This is a genomic window from Nocardiopsis sp. CNS-639, from assembly GCF_000381685.1.
Taxonomy (GTDB): domain Bacteria; phylum Actinomycetota; class Actinomycetes; order Streptosporangiales; family Streptosporangiaceae; genus Nocardiopsis; species Nocardiopsis dassonvillei.
Map to the genome: position 1 here is coordinate 1 of NZ_KB906890.1, position 23,321 is coordinate 23,321.

Below are 23,321 nucleotides of genomic sequence, written 5' to 3' on the forward strand. Positions count from 1 at the left end.
CAAGGGCAAGGACGGGGACGGCGGCGGGGAGGAGACCACCCGCCCGGCAGGGATCCGGATCCACCACCCCGAAAATGACCCCCGACCGCGCCGGGAGCCGGAATGCCCGTGTCCGGCATGCCCGCATCCGGCAATCGGCCCGGGCCCCGCACCCACCGTCGTCGCTGCCACCGTCGCCCACCCCCACCCCGGGGGCCAGCACCGCTGCCCGAGGCCGGAGGGCCCGCTCGCCTTTGGTGCCAACGCAGCAAAGCTCAGCTGCCCCCGAACCCCGGCCGTTGGCCGCCCTCCCGCACCACTTCGCGGCAGCTGGCGACGCTACCTCCGGCCACCACCCGCAGGTGGAGCGTTAAACGGAGTCCCCGGACACCCGCCGCCTTCGCTGCCAACGCAGCAAAGCCCCACCACGCGCGAACAGCAAGCGTTGGGCACCCTCCCCCACCACTATGCGGCAGCTGGCGACGCTACCTCCGGCCACCACCCGCAGGTGGAGCGTTAAACGGAGTCCCCGGACACCCGCCGCCTTCGCTGCCAACGCAGCAAAGCCCCACCACGCGCGAACAGCAAGCGTTGGGCACCCTCCCCCACCACTATGCGGCAGCTGGCGACGCTACCTCCGGCCACCACCCGCAACCAGGTCGTTGATCGGCGCCCCCAGACACCCGCCGCCTTCGCTGCCACCGCAGCAGAGCCCCACTGCCCCCGAGGGCCAACCGTTGGCCGCCTTCCCGCACCACTACGCGGCAGCTGGTGCGCTCTCACCATCGCCAACCCCTCCCTCCCTCTCCCCCTCCGTCTGTCCGTCCGGAGCAAGGGTCCTCTGGGAGAGCCCGACACAGAAGCGGCCGGTACGGATCGCGACGGTCCGCACCGGCCTACTTCCGGCCAGGCCCGTTTCCAATGAGCCTGCCTCCAGCCCGGCGTGTGCCGGACCGGAAGCCGACTACCCGGCCAGCGCCGTGTCGATGGCGTTCATGAGGCTGCCGTTGGCGTCGTCGCCGTCAACGGACCAGATCATGACGCCACCCAGGCCCTGGGCCTGCGCCCAGTCGGTCTTCTGGGTCATGGAGATCTCGTCGTCGTAGGTCCAGAAGGTGCTGCCGTTGTACAGCCAGGCGGTGCCCAGCGCGTCGTCGCGGTACAGCTCGTAGCCACCGGTGCCCACGAGGTCCTTCAGGACCTTCCAGTCGTCGATCCCCGCCTCGTAGCTACCGGGGGCGGGACCGGTAGCGCTCTGGAAGAGACCGTCGCCGTTCGGACCGGGCTCCACGCCGGTCCAGCCGCGGCCGTAGAACGGCACGCCGAGAACCATGTCGGCGGGGTCGACGCCGCGGTCGAGGTAGGCCTGGACCGTGGTCTCGGTGGAGTACAGGTCCGGGCCGGGGTCGGCCGGGTCCAGGAGCAGGTTGGACTGGTGGTTGGCGGTGGTCTCCCAGCCGCCGTGGTAGTCGTAGCCCTGCACCGTGATGAAGTCGAAGTCGGTCATGAGCTGCGGCATCTCGAAGCCGAGCTCGATCTTCTCCGGGTCTGCGGGCAGGAACGCGGTCAGCTCGTACTGGCGGCTCGTCTCGGCCTCCAGCGCGTCCAGCTGGTCGCGGAACTCCTGCACCAGGGCGGTGAAGTTCTCCTTGTCCTCGGGGCGGACGGTGTTGTGCTCGTGGCCCGCCGATCCCGGCCACTCCCAGTCCAGGTCGATGCCGTCGAAGACCCCGTAGGCGGAGCCGGGGCCGCCCGCGCCGTCGAACACGGGCAGGTTGCCGCGCAGGAACTGGTCGATGCACGAGGAGACCATGCGCTCACGCGACTCGGCGGTCAGGGCCGCGTCGGAGAAGTGCTCGGACCAGGTCCAGCCGCCCAGGGAGATGTTGACCTTGAGGTCGGGGTACATCTCCTTGAGCTCGCGCAGCTGGTTGAAGTTGCCGCGCAGGTCCTGGTCCCACGTGTCGCCGACCCCGTCGACGCTGTCGGCGGCCCCGAAGGAGCGGCCGTAGTCGGCCCAGGCGTCGCCCTGGCCGAGCTGGTTGGCCATGAAGCACTCGCCGTTCGCGTTGATGTTGCCGAAGGCGTAGTTGATGTGGGTGAGCTTCTCGGCGGTGCCCGAGGTGACCAGGTCGTTCACCAGGTAGTCACGGCCGTAGATGCCCCACTGGGTGAAGTAGGCGACCCGGCGCTCCTGGGGCGGGTCGGTGGGGCCGCCGCCGTCCGCGTCGGTGGTGGCGGTGACGGCGCCGCTCTCGGGACCCCTGTTGTTGGAGGTGTCGTAGGCGCGCACGGTGAACGTGTGCTCGGTCTGGGGCGCCAGCCCGGTGACGGTGGCGGTGGTGCCGGTGACCGCGCGGACGACCTCGCCGCCGGAGAGGACCTCGTAGCCCGCGACCCCGGCGTTGTCGTCCGCGGCGCCCCATGCCAGGGCCACGGTGGTCGAGGTGGTGCCGGTGACGGTCAGGCCGGTCGGCGCGGTGGGCGGCTCGGTGTCCTCCTCGCCGGGCTCGCCCGAACAGCTGCCGCCGTTGACCGTGCAGTCCACGGGAGCGGTGTCACCGCCGCCGTGGGTGCCGTTGAACCCGATGGAGTAGCTGCCGCCCGCGGGGACGGAGGCGCCCCACGAGGGAGGGGTGACGGTGTAGGCGTCGCTGGAGCGGCTGAGGGTGGCGTTCCACAGGCTGGTGATCGCGGTGCCGGACGGGAGCCGGAAGCCGATGCTCCAGTCGGTCAGCGCCGAACCCGAGCCGTTGGCGATGGTCAGCTGCCCGCCGTAGCCGGTCTCCCAGCGACTGGTTTCCACGTAGGTGACGGTGACGCCCGCGGTGTCGGCCGACGCGGCCGGGACGGGTGCCAGTGCGAGGGGTAGGACGACCGCGGCGGCCAGTGCCGCGATTCGTTGGCGAAGTCGTGCTCTCACGGTTGCTCCTGGTGCGTGAGCGGTGTGGGGGTTGGCCTTCCGCCGCGGGGGCGGAGGGCTGCGGGGTGTGCGCCCAGGGAGTGCGGTGTCGCGAGCTGACCGGTGGTGGGCTCGGCGGCGCGCGTGAGAGGTGGCGTGTGCGCGGCAGGGGCATGGCGGGCCTCCGACCTGGGGGAGGAAGGGGGAGGGCGGTGTGGGGGGCCGGTGCGGACCGTCGCACATCGGTCCGCACCGGCCGTGGCGGCGGTGCTCCCCGGATCAGAGCACCGACGCCGCTCGGTCCCGGTCCGGGGTCGCCGGACCGGAAGTCTGTCGGCTGCGGTCGCGGGGGCGCGTTCCGGGTGCCCGGGCCGCGCGGAGCCCGTCCCCGCCGCTCCCGCGCCGCCAGGAGGGCGCGCGGTCGCGGCGGGAGCGGACGGCTCCTAGTCGCTCAGCGCCGTGTCGATGGCGGCCATGAGACTGCCCTCGGCGTCGTCGCCGTCGATGGACCAGATCATGACCCCGCCGAGGCCCTTGTCCTGGGCCCAGTCGGTCTTCTGCGTCATGGCGGTCTCGTCGTCGTAGTTCCAGAGCGTCTGGCCGTCGTAGATCCAGGCGGTACCGGCTCCGTCGTTGCGGAAGACCTCGAACTCACCGGACTCGACCTTCTCCTCCAGGACCTTCCAGTCCTCGGTGCCCGCCGCGTACGTCCCCTGCGCGGGGCCCGTCGCGGGCTGGAAGAGGCCGTCGCCGTCGGGGCCGGGTTCCACGCCCGTCCACCCCTGTCCGTAGAAGGGCACGCCCAGGACGAGCTTGCCGGGGTCCACGCCCCGGTCCAGGTAGGCTTGGACGATGAGCTCGGTGGAGATCACCGGCTGGGGGTCGCGGGCGTCCACGACCAGGTTGGACTGGTGGTTGGTCGTGCTCTCCCAGGTGCCGTGGTAGTCGTAGCCCTGCACCGTGACGAAGTCGAAGTCGGTCATGAGCTCGTCCAGCTCGTACCCGGCGTCCAGGCGCCAGCCTCCGGCGGGCATGAACGCGGTCAGCTCGTAGTGGCGGTCGGTCTCCTCGCCGAGCGCGTCCAGCTGGTCGCGGAACTCCTGCACCAGGGCGGTGAAGTTCTCCTTGTCCTCGGGGCGGACGGTGTTGTGCGGGTGGCCGTCGGAGCCGGGCCACTCCCAGTCCAGGTCGATGCCGTCGAAGACCCCGTAGGCGGCGCCCTCGCCGCCCGCGCCGTCGACCTCGGGCAGGTCGCCCCGCAGGTACAGGTCGACGCAGGAGCTGACCAGCCTCTCGCGGGACTCCTCGGTCAGCGCCGCGTCGGAGAAGTACCGGGACCACTCCCAGCCGCCGAGGGAGATGTTGACCTTGAGGTCGGGGTACATCTCCTTGAGCTCGCGCAGCTGGTTGAAGTTGCCGCGCAGCTCCTGGTCGGGGTCGTCGGCGGTCCCGTCGACGCTCTCCGCGGCGGGCACGGGGTGCGCGTAGTCGGCGACGGCGCCCTCCTGGCTGGTCCCGTCGCCCGTGGCGCACACGCCCTCGGCGGTGACGTTGCCGAACGCGTAGTTGATGTGCGTGAGCTTCTCCGCGCTGTCGCTGTCGACCAGGTCGCGGACGTGGTAGTCGCGCTCCCCGGCGCTCCACTGGGTGTAGTAGGCGACGCTGTAGCTGTCGTGGGAGGGGCCGCTCCCGTCGTCCCCGGCGCAGGGGGAGCCGTTGACCAGGCAGTCCACGAGGTCGGTGGCGCCGTCGGAGTGCAGCCCGTTGAAGCCGAAGGAGTAGCTGCCGCCCGCCGGAACGCTGGCGCCCCAGTGCGGCGGGGTGATCGTGTAGCCGCCGGGGGTGCCCGCGAGTGTGGCGTTCCACAGTTCGTGGATGCGGCTGCCGTCGGGGAGCGAGAACTCGACGGCCCAGTCCTCGACGGGGGCGTCCGAGGCGTTGTGGACGGTGATCTGGCCGGTGTAGCCGGTGTTCCACCGGGCCGATTCCGTGTAGGTCACCGTGAGGTCGGCGGGGCCGGTCTCCTCGGCGGCCGCGGCGGGGACCGCGGTCACCGCGAGCGGGGCGAGCAGCACGGCGGCCGCGGCGGCCGCGAGGCGGGTACTGAAACGTCGTGCTCTCACGTCGTGGCATCTCCTGGTGCGGGGGCGGGGGTCGGGAGGACGGACGACCGTGCTCCTGGAGCGGATGACCCCGCTCTCAAAGCGGATGGCCCCTGCTCTCGAAGCGGAGGGGATGGGCTGCGGTCGTGTGCGGGGGATCGCGGGGAGAACCGCGGTCCGTCAGCGGGGTTCGGCGGCCTCCCAGGGGGTGGTCCACGGGCCAAGTGAGGACAGGTCGTCACCTTGAGCCTCTGACGTGGGGGGATAAATTTTTAGGAAACTTAACTAATAATTCCGCGCTCCGTCAAGACCCAGCGGGGACTCTCCGCTCTCCCCCGCGTGCGCGGCGGTGGGCTCCGCGCGCCCTTCGCCGGAGGACCGGTGGATTTGCCGAGTTGGCGGGGTGGACCAGTTCCGAGCGCGGAACCTGTCCCTTTGTGGCCACGGAAAAGTCTTGCCTTCTTTCTCGTCCGCTGTTAAGCGCTCTGCGTATTTCTCGTTCCGGGGTCCCTCCCGGCCCCGTGCAGCCCCCATGTCACACCCGACTCGGAGTGCCGGTTCCGCCACTTCGGTCGACCTGCGTGTAGGCCCGGGACGTGCCCGGCGCGGCGCCCGGCGGCCGGGCCGCGCGGGAGCGGGGGCGCGCCCCCTTCCGGTCAGGCGGGCGCGCCCCCACCGCTGACTAGAGTGAACCCGTGGGTAACCCGTTGAATCTTCCGTTCGACCCGATCGAGCGGGCACACGACAACTGGACGCGCAGATGGGGGCCCTCGCCCGCCATGGCGGCGGTCACCTCGGTCATGCGCGCGCAGCAGATCCTGATCGGGGAGCTGGACGGCGCCCTCAAGCCGTTCGGCCTGACCTTCGCCCGCTACGAGGCGCTCGTCCTGCTCACCTTCAGCGGTTCCGGCTCGCTGCCCCTGGGCAAGATCGGTGAGCGTCTCATGGTGCACCCGACCAGCGTCACCAACACCATCGACCGGTTGGAGGGGCAGGGCTTCGTGCGCCGCCGCCCCAACCCGAGCGACGGTCGCGGCGTGCTGGCCGAGATCACCGACTCCGGGCGCCGGGTCACCGAGGAGGCGACCGGGGCGCTGCTGTCCATGGACTTCGGCCTGGGCTGCTACTCCGACGAGGAGCTGTGGCGCATGCACGAGATGTTCACCCGGCTCAGGGTGGACTTCGGCGACTTCCCCGAGCCCGTCGCGGAGGCCGCCGAGGGCCGCTGACCGCCCGCCGCGCCCCGGGGCCGCGGGCGCCCTCCCTGTACATCATTAGTTGGACGTCCTACTATCTCGGTATGGCGAACACCACGAGCGGTCCCAGCGGCGGCGGGGCCCAGGAGATCGAGGCCGGACGCGAGCGCTGGCAGCGCCGCTACGACTCGGCGCGCACACGCGACGCCGACTTCACCTCCCTGTCCGGGCGCACCCTGGAACCCGTCTACGGTCCCCGTCCCGGCGCCGAGGTCCCCGGTTTCGAGCGCATCGGCTGGCCGGGGGAGTACCCCTACACCCGCGGCCTCCACGCCACCGGCTACCGGGGACGGGCGTGGACCATCCGCCAGTTCGCCGGGTTCGGCAACGCGCGCCAGACCAACGAGCGCTACAAGATGATCCTGGCCTCGGGCGGGGGCGGGCTCTCGGTCGCCTTCGACATGCCCACCCTCATGGGCCACGACTCCGACTCCCCCCACGCGCTGGGCGAGGTCGGCCACTGCGGCGTGGCCATCGACTCCGTCGCCGACATGGACCTGCTCTTCGACGGGATCCCGCTCGGCGAGACCACCACCTCCATGACCATCAGCGGTCCGGCCGTCCCGGCCTTCTGCATGTACCTGGTGGCGGCCGAGCGCCAGGGGGTGGACATCCGCACCCTCAACGGCACGCTCCAGACCGACATCTTCAAGGAGTACATCGCCCAGAAGGAGTGGCTCTACCCGCCGGAGCCGCAGCTGCGGCTGATCGGCGACCTCATGGAGTACTGCGCGGCCGACATCCCCGCGTACAAGCCGCTGTCGGTGTCGGGTTACCACATCCGCGAGGCCGGGGCCACGGCCGCCCAGGAGCTCGCCTTCACCCTCGCCGACGGCTTCGGCTACGTCGAACTCGGCCTCTCCCGCGGGCTGGACGTCGACACCTTCGCGCCGGGGCTGTCCTTCTTCTTCGACGCGCACATCGACTTCTTCGAGGAGATCGCCAAGTTCCGCGCCGCCCGCCGCATCTGGGCGCGCTGGCTCCGGGACGTCTACGGCGCCAAGACCGAGAAGGCGCAGTGGCTGCGGTTCCACACCCAGACCGCGGGGGTCTCCCTGACCGCCCAGCAGCCCTACAACAACGTCGTGCGCACCGCCGTGGAGGCGCTCTCGGCGGTCCTGGGCGGTACGAACTCGCTGCACACCAACGCCCTGGACGAGACCCTGGCGCTGCCGACCGAGCAGTCCGCCGAGATCGCCCTGCGCACCCAGCAGGTCCTCATGGAGGAGACCGGGATCGTCAACGTCGCCGACCCGCTCGGCGGATCCTGGTACCTGGAGTCACTCACCGACGAGCTGGAGGCCGAGGCGGAGCGGATCTTCGCGCACGTCCTGCGCATGGGCGGGGGCGAGGGCGCCGAGCACGCGATCGGCCCGATGACCTCCGGCATCCTCGCCGGGATCGAGAACGGCTACTTCAGCTCCGAGATCGCCGAGTCCGCCTTCCAGTACCAGCAGGCACTGGAGAAGGGCGACAAGAGGATCGTGGGCGTCAACTGCCACACCAACACCGTCTCCGGCGAACTGGACATCCTCCGGATCAGCCACGAGGTCGAGCACGAGCAGAAGCGCGCGCTCGCCGAGCGCCGCGCCGCCCGCGACGGCGCCGCCGTGGACCGCGCCCTGGCCGCCCTGCTGGCGGGAGTGCGCTCCGGCGGGGGCAACCTCATCCCGCTGATCATGGACGCGGCCCGCGCCGAGGCCACGCTCGGCGAGATCTGCGCGACCATGGGGGAGGAGTTCGGGACCTACACCGAGGACCCGCGGTTCTGACCCGTCCGAGGCGCCCGGGGGTACCGCCCGTTCATACACCCCAGGGACACCCGAGCGGTTCCCCCGGCCCTTCCGCCCGCGGCCGCCCCGCGACGCGGGGAAGCGGGACCCGTGCGCGTCCGGACCGACTCGTCCACAGGCGGTCCACGTCCCGCCCGCGCATACGGCAGGATGGAGGCATGCAGCCTTCGGACTTTTCACCGAACAGTGCCGTGGACCTCGGCGCGCGCAAGGCGGCCATGGAACGCGAGGCCAAACAGCGCGCGGCGGAGTCGGCGGGTCGATCCAACCCCTACGCCGTCAACGTCGACGAGGCCACCTTCCAGGCCCAGGTCCTGGAGCGGTCGATGTCGACCCCGGTCGTGCTGGCCGTCCTCGCGGGCTGGTCCGAGCAGTCCAAGCAGGTCGAGGACGCCCTGGACAAGATCTCCGCGGCCTCCGGCGGCACCTGGTTCCTGGCCAAGGTCGACAGCGAGGCCAGCCCGCAGCTGGTCCAGGCCCTGCGGGTGCCCACCACCCCGATGATCGTCGTGGTGATCCAGGGCCAGCTCCTGCCCGGCCCGGCGGGCCCGGCCACCGAGGAGCAGCTCACCGCCTGGCTGGTCGAGGCGTTCGCCGCCCTCAAGGAACAGGGCGCGCTGCCCCCGGGCCACCCCGGCACCATCACCGGTGAGCCCGGCGCCGAGGGCGCCCAGGGCGCGCAGGCGGCCCAGCCCGAGGAGCCCCAGGGCCGTCCCGTGGACATCGAGGCCCAGGAGGCCCTGGACCGCGGCGACTTCGAGGCCGCAGCGGCCGTCTACGCCAAGGCCGTGGAGGCCGACTCCGGCGACACCGAGTCCAGGGCCAAACTCGCCCAGGTCCGGCTGGTCGGCCGCCTCCAGGAAGTGGACGCGGGCGCCGCCCTCCAGGCCGCGGCCGACCGGCCCGAGGACGTCGCCGCCCAGACCACCGCGGCCGACGTCGAGATGTACGGCGGCAGGTTCGAGGACGCCTTCGCCCGCCTCGTCGACACGGTCAGGATCACCGCCGACGAGGACCGCGACAGGGCGCGCACCCACCTGCTGGGCCTGTTCGAGCTGCTGCCCCCGGGCGACCCGCGGGTCAACGCCGCCCGCCGCAAGCTCACCTCCGCGCTGTTCTAGGAGCCGTGGTCGGCGGGCAGGCCGCCGACCACGGCTTTCCCGTCGGCCACGGGCCGGCCGCGCCGACCGCGGGACATAACCCGCGCACAGCGGGTACAACCCCGTCAGGAGACGGGCCCACCGCCCGTCGCGGAACTGGCAGGTTCACCCCATGGCTACCGACGACACCCCCGACAGACGCGGCGGACCCCTGGTCACGATCTCGGCCACCTACGGCGCGGGAGGCAGCGCGGTGGGCCCCGCCGTCGCCGCCCGGCTCGGCGTGGCCTTCCTCGACCGGGCCGTGCCCAGCGCGGTGGCCGCCCGCATCGGTTGCTCGCTCGACGAGGCGCTCCAACGCGACGACCGCGCTCCCGGCAGGCTCGAACGCCTGCTCTCCAGCGCCGCGCGCCTGCCCACCGTCACCCTCGGCAGCGTGGACACCGCCCTCATCGGCAGCACCGACGAGGAGGGCCGCCTCCTCTACGACCACGAGTTCGTGGAGCAGACCGAACGGGTCCTGGGCGAGGTGGCCCGGCAGGGCGGCGTCGTCCTCGGCCGCGCCGGGGCCGTGGTCCTGCGCGACTGCCCCGGCGCCCTGCACGTGCGCCTGGACGGCGACCCCGACGCGCGCCTGCGCCGGGCGCGCGGGCTGTGGGAGTCCGGCGACCACGGCGAGTGGACGGGCACCGAATCCGACGAGCCGCCCAACGCGCGCCTGCTCGACGACAACGACCGCGCCCGGGCGGCCTACGTGCGGCGCTTCTACCGCGCCGACCCCGCCGACCCCCGCCACTACCACCTGGTCCTGGACGCGGTGTCGCTGTCGCTGGAGGCCTGCGTGGACCTCGTCGTGCGAGCCGCCCGAGACCGCGCGACCGTCCCCTCCGGGGGCGCCTGAGCCGCCGCGCGTTGTCCGCCGCGACACCCGTGCGGTGGCGTAATTTATGCGATTTTTTACCAGCGCGGTAATTGTCACCTTGTGCTGACGGTTGGGGCTTGACTCAGGTAAGGTAAGGCGACTCGGGCACGGGTCAGCCCCCGCCCGGAACCGGGGTCCGAGTGGCGGTGCGCGAGCACCGTGCCCACAGGACACACGGCACCCCCCATCCCGCGCACGCGCGCAGGCGGCGCCGTGCACCGGCGAGCGCCCCGGCGGGGCGCCCCGGACGCACCACACCAGCCAGAGCCAAGGAGCAACACGTGGCCACCCTTCCCAGCGTTTCCTACTCCATCACCGTCCGCCTCGAACTGGACGCTGGGGGCAGTGCGGTCGGCAGTCTCACCAACGCCGTCGAGCAGGTGGGCGGCATGATCACCGCGCTGGACGTGGCCGCCGCCGGACACGAGCGCATCCGCATCGACGTCACCTGCGCCGCCCGCGACACCGAGCACGCCCAGGCCATCGTCGACGCCCTGGGCGCCGTCGAGGGCGTGGTCGTGCACAAGGTCAGCGACCGCACCTTCCTCATGCACCTGGGCGGCAAGATCGAGATGAAGTCCAAGGTGCCGCTGCGCAACCGCGACGAGCTCTCCATGGCCTACACCCCCGGCGTCGCCCGCGTCTCCCAGGCCATCGCCGCCAACAAGGACGACGCCCGGCGCCTGACCATCAAGCGCAACAGCGTCGCCGTGGTCACCGACGGCTCCGCGGTCCTGGGCCTGGGCAACATCGGCCCCGAGGCCGCCATGCCCGTCATGGAGGGCAAGGCCGCCCTTTTCAAACGCTTCGCCGACATCGACGCCTGGCCCATCGCCCTGGACACCCAGGACGTGGACGAGATCGTGCGCACCGTGCAGGTGCTGGCCCCCGGGTTCGGCGGCATCAACCTGGAGGACATCTCCGCCCCCCGCTGCTTCGAGGTCGAGGCCCGCCTGCGCGAGCTGCTCGACATCCCCGTCTTCCACGACGACCAGCACGGCACCGCCATCGTCGTGCTCGCCGCCCTGCGCAACGCGCTGCGCGTGGTGGGCAAGAAGCTCGGCGAGGTCCGCATCGCCATGTCCGGCGCGGGCGCGGCCGGAACCGCGATCCTCAAGCTCCTCATGCACGCCGGGGCGCGCGACGTCATCGTCAGCGACGTGCACGGCGCCGTGCACGCCGGGCGCGAGGACCTCGACCCCAACCTGCGGTGGATCGCGGAGCACACCAACCCCGAGGGCTACAGCGGCGACCTGCGCGGCGCCGTGGCCGGGGCGGACGTCTTCATCGGCGTCTCGGCCCCCAACCTCCTCAACGGCGACGACATCGCCGAGATGAACGAGGACGCCATCATCTTCGCGCTGGCCAACCCCGACCCCGAGGTCGACCCGGACGTGGCCCACCTGCACGCCTCCGTGGTGGCCACCGGCCGCAGCGACTACCCCAACCAGATCAACAACGTGCTGGTCTTCCCCGGCTTCTTCCGCGGCCTGCTGGACGCCCAGAGCCACGACGTCACCTCGGACATGATGGTCGCCGCGGCGGAGGCCCTGGCCGACGTCGTCACCGAGGACGAGCTGGGCCCCAACTACATCATCCCCAGCGTGTTCCACTCCGACCTGTCCACGCACGTGGCCACGGCCGTGCGCGAGGTCGCCCAGCGCGGCCAGGCGGCCGCACAGGCATAACGGCCCGGAAACACCGGCGGTCCGCCCGTCGTTCCGGGGTAGGTGGGAGGGCATGGACCAGCCGATGACCGGGCGCCTCCTGGTGGCCGCCCCCATGCTCCAGGAGGACTCCTTCCGCCGCTCGGTGGTGTTCGTCGTGGACGACGCCGCCGACGGCACCCTGGGGGTGATCCTCAACCGCCCCCTGGGTATGGCGGTGGACGAGGTCGTCACCGACTGGGGCGCCTACGCCAGCGAACCGGCGGTGATGTTCTCCGGGGGTCCCGTGGGCCTGGGTTCCGGCATCGCCCTGGGGGCGGCAGGGCCCGGTGAGCCCCCTCCCGGCTGGTCCCCGCTGGAGGGCCTGGACCCGCACCTGGGCCTGGACGGGATCGGCGTGGTCGACCTCGACGGCCCCGCCCAGGTGCTCGGCGGGGCGCTCGGCGCGTTCCGCCTCTTCGCGGGCTACGCGGGGTGGAGCGCGGGCCAGCTGGCCGGGGAGATCGAGGAGGGGGCCTGGTACGTCGTCGACGCGGTCGCCGACGACGTCTTCACCACCGCGCCCGAGGGGCTGTGGTCGCGGGTGCTGCGCCGCCAGGGCGGGGAGATGGCGCTCCTGTCCACCTTCCCCGACGACCCCGCCATGAACTGAGCAGCCGGGCGGGGCGCGGCACCCTATACCGTGGAACGCAGACGTCGAAAGGTGTGAGGCACGATGGCGATGGACATCCTCAACAAGGTCCTCCCGGACAGCGAGACCAAACCGGACATCTCCCACGACGGCGGGGACCGGGAGCGGTTCGCCCACTACGTGCAGAAGGACAAGATCACCGCGAGCGCCGTGACCGGCGACCCCGTGATCGCCCTGTGCGGCAAGGTGTGGGTGCCCAACCGCGATCCCAAGAAGTTCCCCGTGTGCCCCGAGTGCAAGAAGGTCTACGAGGAGATGATGAAGTAGCCCTCCCGCTCGGACGGCCGGCGGCTTCCGAGGAAGCGGCCGCGTGTCCGGCGCGGACCCCGCCGTGCCCGGGCACCGCGCGCGGCGGGCACGACGAAGGCCTTGACACACGGCGTGTGCCAAGGCCTCGTGATCGCCCGGGGCCGACCGGTCCCGTGGCGGGGCCCCGGGGACCCCGTCCCGCGCGGGCGCGCGGGAATGCCGGTCAGGCGGTCCTAGACCGCGGACTCCTCGTCCCCGTCGGGGGAGGGACCGCGCCTGCGGGCCGCGTACACCGCCGCGCCGCCCGCGCCGACGGCCACCGCGGCCGCGGTCAGCAGACCGGCCAGGGCGACACCGGTGTTGGGCAGGCCCGGAGTGCCGCCGCCGTCTCCGTCACCGGGGCCGGGCGTGGGGCCTCCGTCTCCGCCCCCGCCCGGAACCCGGACCTCCTCGTCCACGCTCACGGTCAGCGAGACCGGGTCCAGCTGCTCCCCAGCGGCGTAGAAGTCCGCGAACGCGGGCACGCCCTCGGCGGTCAGGGTCGCGGGGATCGGGTCCCAGCTCAGGAGGCCCTCCTCCAGCGTGTAGTCCACCCCGGTCAGGTCCAGGTCGGCCAGCGCCACGTCCTCGTACGTGACCGGTCCCTCCCCGCTCAGAGGCTTGCTGGTCACGTCGGCGTACAGCACGCCCGCCGCGCCGTCGATCGTCACGCGCGGGTCGCTGACCGTCATGCTCAGCAGCGGGTCGGCGCCGTCGTGGACGTGGCCCTCGAAGAGCACGGTGCCCTCGAACGCGATGTCGGCGGTGGACGCGGACAGGTCCACCTCACCGCTGCCGTCGGTGAACGCGAAGGTCCCGTCCTCGTTCTCGCTGGCGCCGTCGCTCGGGGTGATCTCGCCCCGGGCGATGTTGCCGGTGATGTAGTCGCGGAAGGACTCCTTGACGCCCCAGTCCGCGCGGCCGTTGTGGACGGTGAGCGGACCCTCGGCGGGGTCGGTCGGCTCCTCGGTCGGGTCGGTCGGGTCCGTGGGCTCCTCGGTGGGCTCCTCCACGGCGGTGAAGGAGACCGGCGTCCACACGTCCTGGTCGCGGTTGGCGATGTCGGTGTGGTCGTTGAACACCGCCACGTAGCACTGCGTCCGCGCGCAGTCGTGGACGGTGCCGTCCGTCTCGTAGGAGCCGGTCACCCGGAGTTCGGCGCTGAAGGAGCCGTCCTCGCCGGGGGCGTTGGCCCCGCGCAGCCACACAGCGCCGGTGTGGTGGGCCGGGTAGGAGTCGGCGGACTGCGGGGCGGCGGTCAGGGCCGCGTAGACGCCCTGGCCGGGGCGGAAGCCCGTGCCCTCGACGGTGACGGTGTCGCCCGCGGGGTCCAGGTCGCTGGCCGGGGCCACCGTGACGTGCGGGTCGTGCACCGGCTCACCGGGGCCGCCCGGGTCGGTGACGTCGTCGATCCCGGCGGTGAAGGAGAACGGGTCCATCGGGGCGCCCGCGGCGTAGAAGCCCGCGAACGGCTCCACCGCGTCGGGGTGCAGCGCGCCCGCCGTGGAGGTGAAGGTGATCTCCTCGCCCTCCACGGCCACCTCGGCGCCGGTCAGCTCGGTGACCGCGACCTCGCCGTACTCGACCAGGTCGCCCGGGGGCAGGTTGGGGTTGGCCCCGCCGAACTCGCGGCTGGTGACGTCGGCGAAGACCGTGGCGGTGTCGCCCTCGAACACCACGCGGGGGTCGGAGACGCGCACCTCCAGAACCGGGCCCTGGCCGTAGTCGTGGCCGCTGAAGACGACCGTCCCGGAGAAGCCCACGTCACCGGAGGCGTCCTCCTTGGAGACCGTGCCCCCGGCGGTGGGGAAGTCGACGGTGCCGTCGGCCAGGAGGGTCGCCCCGTCGGAGGCCTCGTAGCCGCCGTGCGCGATCGGGCTGCCCACGTAGTTGCGGAAGGACTCCTTCACGCCCCAGGATGCGGAGCCCCCGGTGAGGGGAAGCACCTCGTCGGCCGAGGCGGCCGGGGCGGCGGCCACGGCGAACGCGCCGCCCAGGGCGGCCGCGCCCGCGTAGGCGGTGAGGAGGCGCAGCGCCCGGCGGAGTCCGCCCGGTGCCGTGCTCCCTCGGGTCGGGGTGGTGGTCATCGTCGGTCCAATCCGTGAGGGGGATGGTGGTGGTCGGTCCCCGGCGACTGCCGGGACCTGTGGTGCGGCGGATCCCTGCGGAGCGGGCGCGGTGGGGTGCGCCTGGGGCGAGGGGGGTGGGTGGGGCGCCGCGGCGGTGTGCCGAACGGGGGTTCGGCACACCGCCGCGGGTTCCCGCCGTGCCCGCCGGGGGACGGGCGGGCACGGTGGTCGGGGGAAGCGGCGGTCGGCGGAAGGGCCTCGGAAGGAGCCCTTCCAGGGGCCTCCAGGAGGAGTCCTTCGGGAGGCGGCTTCCCGGACGGGTCCTCTCCGGAGGGGGTCTCCCTGGAAGGGCCGCTGTGGGCGGGGCCGGGAGGGGTTCGCCGAGGCGGCCTTCAGAGCGGCTCCCACGGGAGCCCGGACGGAGGAGTCCGTCGGGGCCCCGGCGTCAGGCCGTGTCCGTGGGGGCTCCCCGGGCCCGGCGGTGGGTGGCGACCAGTGCCGCCGCGCCGGTCAGGACGGCGACCGCGGCGGCCAGGACCAGGCCGTACAGCGCGCTGCCGGTGCGGGGCAGGGGGCCGGAACCGCTGCCTGAGCCCCCGCCGGTTCCGGCGTCACCGGTACCGCCCGAACCACTGCCGGATCCGCTGCCCGAGCCGCCGCCGGATCCGCTGCCTCCCGAGTCCCCGGAGCCTCCTGAGCCGCCGGAGCCCCCGCCGGTTCCGGAGCCGTCGCCGAAGGAGACGGGGACGAACACGTCCTGGCCGCGGTCGCTGGAGCGGGTGTGGTCGTTGCGCGTGACCACCGCGCACTCGGTTGCGGGGTCGGTGCAGTCGGTGTTCTCGTCGCTGGCCCTGACCCTCAGCTCGACGCTGAACCCGCCGTCGGTACCGCCGCCGGTGTAGGGGACGGCCAGCCCCTCCCCGTAGGGCGGCGGGTTGCTGGAGACCCAGACCGAGGCGCCGCTCGACCCCTCCATGTCCACGCCGCCGACGCAGGGGCTGGGCGCCCGGTCGGGACCGGCGCCGCTGGTGTCGCACAGGGCCACGTAGATCCCCTTGGCGGTGTCGTATCCGGAGCCGGTGACCGTGACGGTCTCGCCCTCGGGGTCGAGTCCGCTGGTCTTGGAGACGCTCAGGGTCGGGTCGCCCGGCTCGCGGGGCACGGGGGCCGCGAGCACGGCGGACTGCGGTCGGCTCTGCGGGCTCGTCCCGGGCTCGGTCCGCGGGGCGGGGGCCGAGAAGGCCACCGGGACCCGACCCACGACCGCGTCGGGGGCCGGCGCCGAGAACAGGGTCACCGGGGCGCTCCTGCCCGGTCCGGCGAGGACCTCCGGAGCCCGCCGGGCGGTGTCCCCGCCCCGGGCGCCGACGGCCGCCCCCGCCGGGTCCGCGTCGGCCGCGTCGGCCGTTTCCGCGGTGGCGCGGTCCTCCTCGGAGGACTCCGCGTCCGCGTCGGCCTCCGGGGTCGGGGGAGCGCCCTCGGCGGTGTCCTCGCCTCCCGTCCCGGTGCCGACCTCCACCAGGCGCACCTCGAAGGGGGTGTCGGAGGCGTCCAGGCCGGCGTCGGCGGCGAACCCGGTACCGGTGGCCAGGCCGAGGCTGAAGGTGCCGCGCTCGTCGACCTCGACGGTCACCGCGTTCGCGTTGTCGGCGACCGGTTCGCCCCCGCCGTCCTCCGCGTCCGGGACGGCCCAGGTGGCGGCCTCCAGCAGGGAACCGGGTTCGTGTCCGATCCCGGAGACGGTGACGGTGTCGCGCCCGGGGTCGAGGCCCCGGGTCCGGTCCACGGTGGTGACGCGTGGACGGACGGGATCCTGACCGGGGCTCTGGCCGGGGGAGGGGGCGGGGACGGGCTGGGCGAGTGCCGCCGCCGGGGCGGACAGCACCAGCGCGGCGGTGAGGACCAGGGGCGGGACGAGCCCGCGGCGCCGCCCGTTCCTCGGGCGGAGGGAAAGCGCTGCTTGCATCGGGGGCCTTCGCATTCGTGCGGGTTCGGTCGGGGTCCACCACCCGCGTGAGGAGAACTTCGGTGAGGTTATGCTTACCTTTGCGAAGTGAGCCTTACCTAACCTGAAGTTCGCGCCGGAACAGTTGAACACCGAACCATCGGGCTTGTCAAGATGATGACGAGGTGTCATAAAAAGCGTTGTCGCATCCCGCTCTCCCGGCGACAGCGCCCGTGCCCCCGGCACACGGAACCCCGAAAGCGACCGCCATGCCCCAGACCGTCCCCCGGCCCCTTCCGCGCGAACGCTCCCGCCCCACCGGCCCCCGGCCCGCCGCCCTCCGCGTCCGCCCCGCCGCTCCCCGCGTCCTCGCCGCCGCCTGCGCGCTCGTGCTCGCCCTGACCGGGTGCACCGGCGGCGCCTCCGGAGGCGGGGACCCCGCGGCCTCCGGCGACGCGCCCGGCATCCCCGACCTCGCCGAGAACCGCCTCCAGATCCTGGAGGAACCCGCGGCGCCCGAGCTGCCCGTGACCGTCGACTCGGTGGTCCTGGACCCCTACCGCACCAGCTCCGACCCCCTGGAGTACGAGCAGGTCGAGGTCACCGACGCCAGCCGCGTCCTCCCGCTCACCGGCAGCCTCGCCGAGATCGTCTTCACCCTGGGCCTGGGCGACAACGTCGTCGGCCGCGACGTCGGCGCCACCTTCGAGGAGGCCGCCCACCTGCCCACGGTCAGCGAGGCGCACGAGGTCTCCGCCGAGAGCGTGCTGTCCCTGGAGCCCACGGTCGTCCTCGCCGACACCCAGACCGGGCCGCCCGAGGCCATCGAGCAGATCCAGAGCTCCGGCGTCCCCGTCGTCATCGTGGAGGAGGCCTGGTCCATCGACGACATGTACCCGCGCTTCGAGCGCGTGGCCGAGGCCCTCGGCGTCCCGGCCAGCGGCACGGCCCTGGCCGAACGCACGCGCGGGCAGATGGCCGAGGTCCGGGCCGACTCCACCGCGGTCAGCGGCGACCCCCTCGTCGCCTTCCTCTACCTGCGCGGCACCGCCGGGGTCTACCTCCTGGGCGGACCCGGCTCGGGCGCCGACGCCATGCTGGCCGAGATCGGCGCCCGCGACGCCGGGGTCGAGATGGGCCTGACCACACCCTTCACCCCCATCACCACCGAGGCCCTCATCGCCGCCCAGCCCGACGTGCTCCTGGTGATGACCAAGGGACTGGAGTCGGTCGGCGGGATCGAGGGGCTCGTCCAGATCCCCGGCGTCGCCCAGACCCCGGCCGGCGCCGCGCGCGCCGTCGTCGACTTCGAGGACGGCGTCCTGCTCAACTTCGGACCCCGAACCCCGCAGGTCGTCGCGGCCCTCGCCGACGAACTCGCCGCCGTCAGCGCGGGGGAGGGGGAACGGTGACCGCTCCCCGCAGGCCCGCGGACGACGTCGCGGACGACGACGCCCAGGGCCTCCCCGAAGGGTCTGTTCGGGCGGCCACCGGCACGCCCTCCCCCGAGCAGGGCGGAACCAGCACCCGCGAACCCGTTCCTCCCGCAGTCCCGTCAGGCACATCGTTCGCTCCGGCCACCCCGAAGGTCCCTTCCGAAGCAGTCGTTCCCACAACCGCACCGGCCGCCTCGAAAGCCACGACCGCACCAGCCGCCCCGCGGGACCGGCGTGCCCTGCGCCGCCTGCGCGCCGCGCTCCTGCTCGCCTCGCTCACCGGCGGCCTCGTCGCGGTCGCGGTCGTCGCCGCCGGGGCCGGGGCCTACCCCATTCCGCCCGGGCAGGTCGCCGCCTCCCTCCTGCACGCCCTCGGTCTGGAGGCGGGCACCCCGCCCGACCGGATCGGCCACACCGTCCTGTGGGACGTGCGCCTGCCCCGCGTCGTCCTGGCCGTCATGGTCGGCGCCGCCCTGGGCGCGGCGGGCGCCATGATGCAGGGCGTCTTCGGCAACCCCCTGGCCGAACCCGGCGTCATCGGCGTCTCCTCCGGTGCGGCCGTCGGCGCTATCGCCGTCATCTTCACCGGCCTGACCGTTCTCGGCCACTGGACGATCATCGCCTCCTCCTTCGTGTTCGGCCTGGCCACCACCCTGTTCGTGTACGTGTTCGCGCGCTCGCGCGGACGCACCGAGGTCGTCACCCTGCTGCTCACCGGTATCGCCGTCAACGCGATCGCCGGTGCGGCCATCGGCCTGATGACCAACTTCTCCCAGGACGCCGAGATCCAGACCATCACCTTCTGGCAGCTCGGCAGCGTCTCCACCGCCACCTGGGCCAAGGTCGCCGCCATCGCCCCGTGCCTGCTGCTCGGGCTGTCGGTCATCCCCTTCCACGCGCGCCGCCTGGACCTGCTCGCCCTCGGCGAGGGGCCCGCCCGCCACCTGGGCGTGGACGTGGAGCGCACCCGCCTGGTCCTCATCTGCGCCATGGCCCTGCTGACCTCGGCCGCCGTCGCCTTCGCCGGGATCGTCTCCTTCGTGGGCCTGGTCGTCCCGCACATCATCCGCATGGTCACCGGCCCCGGGCACCGGGTCCTGCTGCCCGCCAGCGCCCTGGGCGGCGGCCTGCTCCTGCTCGCCGCCGACCTGCTCGCCCGCACCGTCGCCGCCCCCGCCGAGATCCCCCTGGGCGTGGTCACCGCGGCCCTGGGCGGGCCGTTCTTCTTCTACCTGCTGTACCGCACCCGTGCCCGGCAAGGAGGCTGGTCGTGAGCGCCCTCGTCCGACTGCGGCGGCGGGTCGCCGCCGCGGCCTCCCCGCTGTACCGACCGCCCGCGCGCCCCGCCCCGGTTCCACCCGGAGAGGAGATACTCCGGGCCGAGGGCGTCACCGTCCGCCGGGGCGGCCGCGCCCTGCTCGACGGGGTCGGCCTCACCGTGCGGGCCGGGGAGCTGCTGGCCCTGGTCGGGCCCAACGGGGCGGGCAAGTCCACGCTGCTCGCCGCCCTGTCCGGGGACGTCACCGGGGCGCCCGGCCGGGGGGAGGTCGACACCGGGACCGTCCGCCTCCACGGCCGCCCGCTCGCCGACTGGACGCCCCCCGAGCTGGCGCTGCGCCGCGCGGTCCTGCCCCAGGAGGCGGCGGTCAGTTTTCCGTTCCCCGTCGCCGACATCGTGTCCATGGGCCGCGCCCCCTGGGCGGGGCTGGCCGCCGCGGCCGAGGACGAGGCCCTCACCGCCGCCGCGATGGAGGGCACGGGCGTGTCCGACCTGGCCGAACGGCGCTTCCCGACCCTGTCGGGGGGTGAGCGCGCGCGGGTGATGCTCGCCCGCGTTATGGCCCAGGACACCCAGCTGCTCCTGCTGGACGAGCCGACCGCCGCCCTGGACATCCGGCACCAGGAACTCGTACTGGATCTGGCTTCCCAACTCGCGGAGCGCGGCGGTGCGGTTATCGTGGTCCTGCACGATTTGGGGCTTGCGGCAGCCTACGCCCATCGTGTGGCGATACTCTCCCGAGGACGGGTCGCCGCGCAGGGCTCCCCCGCCGACGTGTTCACCGCGTCGCTGCTCAGCTCCGTCTACCAGCACGAGGTCGAAGTCCTACCGCACCCGCGTACCGGAGTCCCGCTGGTCGTCCCCCTCAGATAGGGGACGGGTGCACACGGAAGCGTCCACAGGAGTAGGTCGTATTGGTGTCCACAACTGAACGGCAGTTCCACGAGGGTCCCCGGCCCGGACGCGGGGAGGGGCGTGGACGTCGGGCCTCCGGCGGCCGACGGCGCCGTCGCCCCAAGCCCAGGGCCACCCCCGGCGACGTCGTGCGCGGCATCGTCCGGTTCTTCGGCGAGATCATGCTGACCGCCGGTCTGCTCATGCTCTTCTACGCCGGATACGAGGTGTACGGCTCCCAGTGGGAGACCGACCGCGAACAGCAGGGCCTGGCCCAGGGGCTGGAGGAGGCCTGGTCCGCCGAACAGGCGGCCGCGGAGGCCGGTCCGGACTCCGAACCCCTGCCGGGCAGCGCCGACAGCCGCCTGTACGTGCCGAGCCTGGACCTGGACTGGGTGGTGGTCAACGGCACCACGCAGGAGGACATCCGCTACAGCCCCGGCCACTACACCGAGTACCCCAGCTCTCCCGGCGGCGAGGGCAACTACGCCGTGGCCGCCCACCGCACCCCCGGCCTGTTCTGGGACCTGGACCTGCTCCGGAACGGCGACGTCATGGTGCTGGAGGACGGGGAGAACTTCTACACCTACGAGGTCTTCCGCGACGAGACGGTCCTGCCCACCGACGTGTGGGTGATCGAGCCGGACCCGTTCGACGAGGCCACCGACGAGGAGCCGGGCAGGTCCCTGCTCACCCTCACCACGTGCGCGCCCAAGCTGAACAACACGCACCGCCTCATCGTCTGGGCGGAGCTGGTGGAGACCACGCCCAAGTCCGAGGGGATGCCCGACTCGATCGCGCACATGGCTCCCCAGGCCAGCGAGTAAGGAACGCGAATGTACGGTCTGATCTGGCGTGTCCTGCCCGGTCCGTGGATCGCCAAGCTCATCATGGCGCTCGGACTGGTGGTGGGCGCCGCTCTGCTGCTGTGGTTCTTCGCCTTCCCGGCGATCTCGCCGCACATGCCCTTCAACGACGGCGCCGTCGACGTGGAGGGAGCCCAGACCGGGAGCGGCGCGGAGTCCGGGGGCGGTTCCGGCGGGGAGGCGGGGACGGACGGGGTCTCCGGGTAATCCGGGACGATGGTGGACGACGAGGCGACCGGCGGGGACCGGCGGCCTTCCGGGCGGTCGGGACACGCCGTGTGCGCGGCGCCACTGGCCTGCCTCCCGGAACGGTCCACGGCGCCCGCTAACCTCATGGGGGTGAGTAACGGGGGACGATTCGCAGCATGACGGTGACGCAGACCACGACGGAGGACCGGCTCAGAGGCCTCCGCGCATGGCAGCGGGAGGCGTTCGAGGAGTACTTCCGCCGGGAACCGCGGGACTTCCTCGCAGTGGCCACCCCCGGTGCGGGCAAGACCACCTTCGCCCTCACCCTGGCCAGCGAACTCCTCCAACGGCACACGGTGCGCGCCATCACCATCGTGTGCCCCACCGACCACCTCAAGAAGCAGTGGGCCGAGGCGGCCGCCCGGTTCGGCATCGCCATCGACCCTGAGTTCCGCAACGGTCAGGGCGCCCTGGGCCGCCAGTACGTCGGCGCGGCCGTCACCTACGCCCAGGTCGCCGCCCACCCGATGCTGCACCGCAACCGGACCGAGGCGCGCAAGACCCTCGTCATCTTCGACGAGGTCCACCACGCCGGGGACGCCCTGTCCTGGGGCGACGCGGCCCGCGAGGCCTTCGACCCGGCGGGGCGCCGCCTCTCCCTGACCGGAACCCCCTTTCGGTCCGACATCAACCCCATCCCCTTCGTCGACTACGTCCAGGACGGCGCCGGGGTGCGCCGCTGCTCCTGGGACTACAGCTACGGGTACGGGCCCGCCCTGGCCGACGGGGTCGTGCGCCCCGTCATCTTCATGGCCTACTCCGGCGAGATGCGCTGGCGCACCCGCGCGGGCGACGAGCTCGCCGCCAGGCTGGGCGAACCCCTCACCCAGGACGCGCTCTCCCAGGCGTGGCGGGCCGCGCTGGACCCCAAGGGCGACTGGATCAAGCGCGTACTCCAGGCCGCCGACCGCCGCCTGACCGAGGTCCGCAAGACCCACCCCGACGCGGGGGCCCTGGTCATCGCCAGCGACCACGAGAACGCCCGCGCCTACTCGCGCATCCTGCGCCAGATCACCGGCAAGGGCGCCACGGTCATCCTGTCCGACGACCCCGGAGCCTCCAAGAAGATCTCCCGGTTCGCCGCGGGCGACGACCGCTGGATGGTCGCGGTGCGCATGGTCTCCGAGGGGGTGGACGTGCCCCGGCTGATGGTGGGCGTGTACGCCACCTCCACCAGCACCGCGCTGTTCTTCGCCCAGGCCATCGGCCGCTTCGTGCGCGTGCGCCAGCGCGGCGAGGTCGCCTCGGTCTTCCTGCCCTCCGTGCCCACCCTGCTGGAGTACGCGGGCGAGATGGAGCGCGAGCGCGACCACGTGCTCGACCGGACCCCGGGGGAGGGCGACGAGTACCCGGAGGAGGACCTGCTCCGGGAGGCCAACAAGAAGCGGGACACCCCCGACGCCGGGGAGGAACTGCCCTTCGAGACCATGGAGTCGGCGGCGGAGTTCGACCGCGCCCTCTACGACGGGGCCGAGTACGGCGGCGTGCCGGGCTCCACGGAGGAGGAGGACTTCCTGGGCCTGCCCGGTCTGCTCGACCCGCAACAGGTCTCCCAGCTCCTGCGCAAGCGCAAGGCCGACCTCAAGGCGAGCGAGGTCAAGGCCCGCAAGGTGGAGGAGCCCGCCGAGGAGGACGGGCCCACCCACCAGGTCCTAGCCGACCTGCGCCGCGAGCTGAGCGGTCTCGTGGGCGCCTGGCACCACCGCACCGGCAAGCCGCACGGGGTGATCCACAACGAGCTGCGCCGCGCCTGCGGCGGGCCGCCCGTCGCACAGGCCACCCCGACGCAGATCCGCGAACGGATCGCCAAGATCCGCGTCTGGGCCGTCGGCGGGCGATAGGCCACCCGAAACGGGCAAACACTTCGCAAGATCGCGCATGTC

Annotated in this window: 17 protein-coding genes; 13 read left to right on the forward strand and 4 right to left on the reverse strand. The window is 72.9% G+C overall.

Going from position 1 to position 23,321, the window contains the following annotated elements; translation table 11 throughout:
* Positions 1 to 943 precede the first annotated feature (943 nt).
* Positions 944 to 2,902 (reverse strand): glycosyl hydrolase family 18 protein, encoded by a 1,959-nt coding sequence (locus tag G011_RS0128410; RefSeq protein WP_019611438.1) that lies wholly within the window; start codon positions 2,900 to 2,902, stop codon positions 944 to 946.
* A 422-nt stretch (positions 2,903 to 3,324) separates the two neighbouring features.
* The gene (locus tag G011_RS0128415) at positions 3,325 to 5,004 is read right to left on the reverse strand and encodes a glycosyl hydrolase family 18 protein (protein WP_019611439.1); all 1,680 of its coding nucleotides are present in this window, start codon (positions 5,002 to 5,004) and stop codon (positions 3,325 to 3,327) included.
* Between the two features lie 686 nt (positions 5,005 to 5,690).
* Between G011_RS0128415 and G011_RS0128420 the strand changes: the two genes are divergently transcribed.
* The 7 genes from G011_RS0128420 (at position 5,691) to G011_RS0128450 (ending at position 12,679) form a co-directional block, all read left to right on the forward strand.
* Positions 5,691 to 6,212, forward strand: a complete 522-nt coding sequence (locus tag G011_RS0128420; RefSeq protein ID WP_026338755.1) for a MarR family winged helix-turn-helix transcriptional regulator — start codon at positions 5,691 to 5,693, stop codon at positions 6,210 to 6,212.
* A gap of 71 nt (positions 6,213 to 6,283) precedes the next feature.
* Positions 6,284 to 8,011: a methylmalonyl-CoA mutase gene (locus G011_RS0128425; RefSeq protein ID WP_019611441.1), complete on the forward strand. Its 1,728-nt coding sequence runs from the start codon at positions 6,284 to 6,286 to the stop codon at positions 8,009 to 8,011.
* Between the two features lie 179 nt (positions 8,012 to 8,190).
* The gene (locus tag G011_RS0128430; RefSeq protein WP_036553250.1) at positions 8,191 to 9,153 is read left to right on the forward strand and encodes a tetratricopeptide repeat protein; all 963 of its coding nucleotides are present in this window, start codon (positions 8,191 to 8,193) and stop codon (positions 9,151 to 9,153) included.
* A 151-nt stretch (positions 9,154 to 9,304) separates the two neighbouring features.
* Positions 9,305 to 10,033, forward strand: coding sequence for an AAA family ATPase (locus G011_RS0128435; protein ID WP_019611443.1), 729 nt, complete (start codon positions 9,305 to 9,307; stop codon positions 10,031 to 10,033).
* A gap of 302 nt (positions 10,034 to 10,335) precedes the next feature.
* On the forward strand, positions 10,336 to 11,742 hold the full coding sequence (locus G011_RS0128440; RefSeq protein WP_013151421.1) for an NAD-dependent malic enzyme: 1,407 nt from the start codon (positions 10,336 to 10,338) through the stop codon (positions 11,740 to 11,742).
* Between the two features lie 52 nt (positions 11,743 to 11,794).
* The gene (locus G011_RS0128445) at positions 11,795 to 12,373 is read left to right on the forward strand and encodes a YqgE/AlgH family protein (RefSeq protein ID WP_013151422.1); all 579 of its coding nucleotides are present in this window, start codon (positions 11,795 to 11,797) and stop codon (positions 12,371 to 12,373) included.
* 63 nt (positions 12,374 to 12,436) lie between these two features.
* Positions 12,437 to 12,679: a DUF3039 domain-containing protein gene (locus tag G011_RS0128450; protein WP_019611444.1), complete on the forward strand. Its 243-nt coding sequence runs from the start codon at positions 12,437 to 12,439 to the stop codon at positions 12,677 to 12,679.
* 215 nt (positions 12,680 to 12,894) lie between these two features.
* Here G011_RS0128450 and G011_RS0128455 read toward each other — a convergent pair whose 3' ends face one another.
* Together G011_RS0128455 and G011_RS0128460 are read right to left on the reverse strand one after the other, a co-directional pair.
* Positions 12,895 to 14,787 (reverse strand): HtaA domain-containing protein, encoded by a 1,893-nt coding sequence (locus G011_RS0128455; protein ID WP_019611445.1) that lies wholly within the window; start codon positions 14,785 to 14,787, stop codon positions 12,895 to 12,897.
* Positions 14,788 to 15,214: 427 nt separating this feature from the next.
* Positions 15,215 to 16,735, reverse strand: coding sequence for a hypothetical protein (locus G011_RS0128460; protein ID WP_020722865.1), 1,521 nt, complete (start codon positions 16,733 to 16,735; stop codon positions 15,215 to 15,217).
* Between the two features lie 248 nt (positions 16,736 to 16,983).
* On the opposite strand from G011_RS0128460, the gene G011_RS0128465 reads away from it, so the two are divergent.
* The 6 genes from G011_RS0128465 (at position 16,984) to G011_RS0128490 (ending at position 23,279) form a co-directional block, all read left to right on the forward strand.
* Positions 16,984 to 18,126, forward strand: a complete 1,143-nt coding sequence (locus tag G011_RS0128465; protein WP_019611446.1) for a hemin ABC transporter substrate-binding protein — start codon at positions 16,984 to 16,986, stop codon at positions 18,124 to 18,126.
* A complete protein-coding gene (locus G011_RS0128470; RefSeq protein ID WP_019611447.1) occupies positions 18,123 to 19,424 on the forward strand; it encodes an iron ABC transporter permease in 1,302 nt (433 codons plus the stop codon). Before G011_RS0128465 ends, G011_RS0128470 begins: the two co-directional genes overlap by 4 nt.
* Positions 19,421 to 20,302 carry a heme ABC transporter ATP-binding protein gene (locus G011_RS0128475; protein WP_019611448.1) on the forward strand — a complete coding sequence of 294 codons (882 nt, stop codon included), beginning with the start codon at positions 19,421 to 19,423 and terminating at the stop codon, positions 20,300 to 20,302. The genes G011_RS0128470 and G011_RS0128475 overlap by 4 nt, the downstream gene beginning before the upstream one ends.
* Before the next feature lie 41 nt (positions 20,303 to 20,343).
* A complete protein-coding gene (locus tag G011_RS0128480) occupies positions 20,344 to 21,150 on the forward strand; it encodes a class E sortase (protein ID WP_036553252.1) in 807 nt (268 codons plus the stop codon).
* Positions 21,151 to 21,159: 9 nt separating this feature from the next.
* Positions 21,160 to 21,396, forward strand: a complete 237-nt coding sequence (locus G011_RS0128485) for a hypothetical protein (protein WP_019611450.1) — start codon at positions 21,160 to 21,162, stop codon at positions 21,394 to 21,396.
* A 158-nt stretch (positions 21,397 to 21,554) separates the two neighbouring features.
* Complete coding sequence (locus G011_RS0128490; RefSeq protein ID WP_019611451.1) at positions 21,555 to 23,279, forward strand: DEAD/DEAH box helicase; 1,725 nt, start codon at positions 21,555 to 21,557, stop codon at positions 23,277 to 23,279.
* Positions 23,280 to 23,321: the final 42 nt, after the last annotated feature.